A 1,701-nucleotide genomic window follows, 5' to 3' on the forward strand; every position below is an offset into this window, starting at 1 on the left:
GCGTTCCTCACCGCCGCACTGCTGGTTGCCGTGCTGGCGCCGGCCGAGGCGCGCTCGGCCAAAGAGACCAAGCACGAGGCGTGAGGCTGACGGCCCATTGAAAACCCGGCAGTGAAGCCGGGTTCTGCGTTCAAAGTGCGCCGCTCAGGTCAGCGAAGCCGTAAAGCGCTGGATGCGCGTGCAGGCTTCCTCCAGAAGCGTCTCCGAGGTGGCGTAGGAGATGCGGAAGTTGGGGCCGAGGCCGAAGGCCGAGCCGAACACCACCGCGACGCCCTCGGCTTCGAGCAATTCCGAGCAGAAGGTTTCGTCGGTGTCGATCGGCTTGCCGGCCTTGGTCTTCTTGCCGATCAACTGGGCGCAGGAGGGATAGACATAGAAGGCCCCTTCCGGCGACGGACAGGTGATGCCGCGCGCCTGGTTGAGCATCGAGACGACGAGGTCGCGACGGCCTTGAAAGATCGCCTTGTTTTTGGCGATGAAATCCTGCGGGCCATTCAGCGCCTCGACGGATGCCCATTGCGCGATGGTGCAGGCGCCCGATGTCTGCTGACCCTGGATCATGTCCATCGCCTTGATCAGTTGGACCGGGCCCGCCGCATAACCGATGCGCCAGCCGGTCATTGCATAGGCTTTCGACACGCCGTTCATGGTCAGCGTGCGCTCGTAGAGCTTAGGCTCGACCTCGGCGATGGTCTTGAAGACGAAATCGCCATAGGTCAGGTGCTCGTACATGTCGTCGGTCAGCGTCCAGACATGCGGATGCTTCAACAGCACGTCGGCCAGAGCGCGCAGTTCGGCCTCGGTATAGGCGGCACCCGACGGGTTCGACGGCGAGTTCATCAGCAGCCATTTGGTCTTCGGCGTGATCGCCTTTTCCAGCACGGAAGCGGTCAGTTTGAAGCCGTTGTCGATCGAGGTGTCGGCAAACACGGAGGTGCCGCCGCAGATCGCCACCATCTCGGGGTAGCTGACCCAGTAGGGGCGAGGAATGATGACCTCGTCGCCGGGGTTCAGCGTCGCCATGAAGGCGTTGAACAGGATCTGCTTGCCGCCCGTACCGACGATGGTCTGCTCGGGCTTGTAGTCGAGATTGTTCTCGCGCTTAAACTTTTTTGCGATCGCCTCGCGCAGCGGCACGATGCCCGAAACCGGCGGATACTTGGTTTCGCCGCGGCGGATCGCCTCGATTGCCGCATTCTTGATGTTGTCGGGCGTGTCGAAATCCGGCTCGCCGGCGCCGAGGCCAATAATGTCACGGCCGGCATTTTTCAGCTCGCGCGCTTTCTGCGTGACCGCGATGGTGGCGGAAGGCTTCACGCGCGAAAGGGTGTCGGCAAGAAAGGCCATGAGCTTGACGTCTCCATGGAAGATCGGCGCGGCCAGGAGCGACCGCGGCGCTTCTCATGTCGCATGATTTCGCGCAACGCAAGCATTGTCGGCTGATCCAGGTCTCAAGGAGCTGTGATCGGACCCGGGGTCGGCAACAATAAATTCATTAACGAGCGGTAGAGGCTTGAGTGGCAGGATCGCAGACCAATTGCGGAGCGAGGAACCGTGTCGCGCAGCGTCGGGCTTGCCCACATCATCCGTCAGGACGACGGCACCTCCACCGGTGTCTGGGGCATCTACACGTTGCAAAGCGCTTTCCAGCCGATCTTCGCCTTCAAGGAAGGCAAGCTGTCGGTGGTCGCGTTCGAAGGG

1 protein-coding gene and 1 pseudogene are annotated in these 1,701 nt (G+C 62.0%); one reads left to right on the plus strand and one right to left on the minus strand.

Annotated elements, in window-relative coordinates:
- Window positions 1–144 precede the first annotated feature (144 nt).
- Window positions 145–1,347: a pyridoxal phosphate-dependent aminotransferase gene (locus tag EN925_RS34780; RefSeq protein WP_064994526.1), complete on the minus strand. Its 1,203-nt coding sequence runs from the start codon at window positions 1,345–1,347 to the stop codon at window positions 145–147.
- Window positions 1,348–1,554: 207 nt separating this feature from the next.
- Between EN925_RS34780 and EN925_RS41185 the strand changes: the two are divergent.
- Window positions 1,555–1,701, plus strand: a pseudogene (locus EN925_RS41185) (EAL domain-containing protein); the annotation flags it as partial.

Origin of the sequence: Mesorhizobium sp. M7A.F.Ca.US.006.04.2.1 (assembly GCF_004022915.1) — a bacterium.
GTDB classification, from domain to species: domain Bacteria; phylum Pseudomonadota; class Alphaproteobacteria; order Rhizobiales; family Rhizobiaceae; genus Mesorhizobium; species Mesorhizobium ciceri.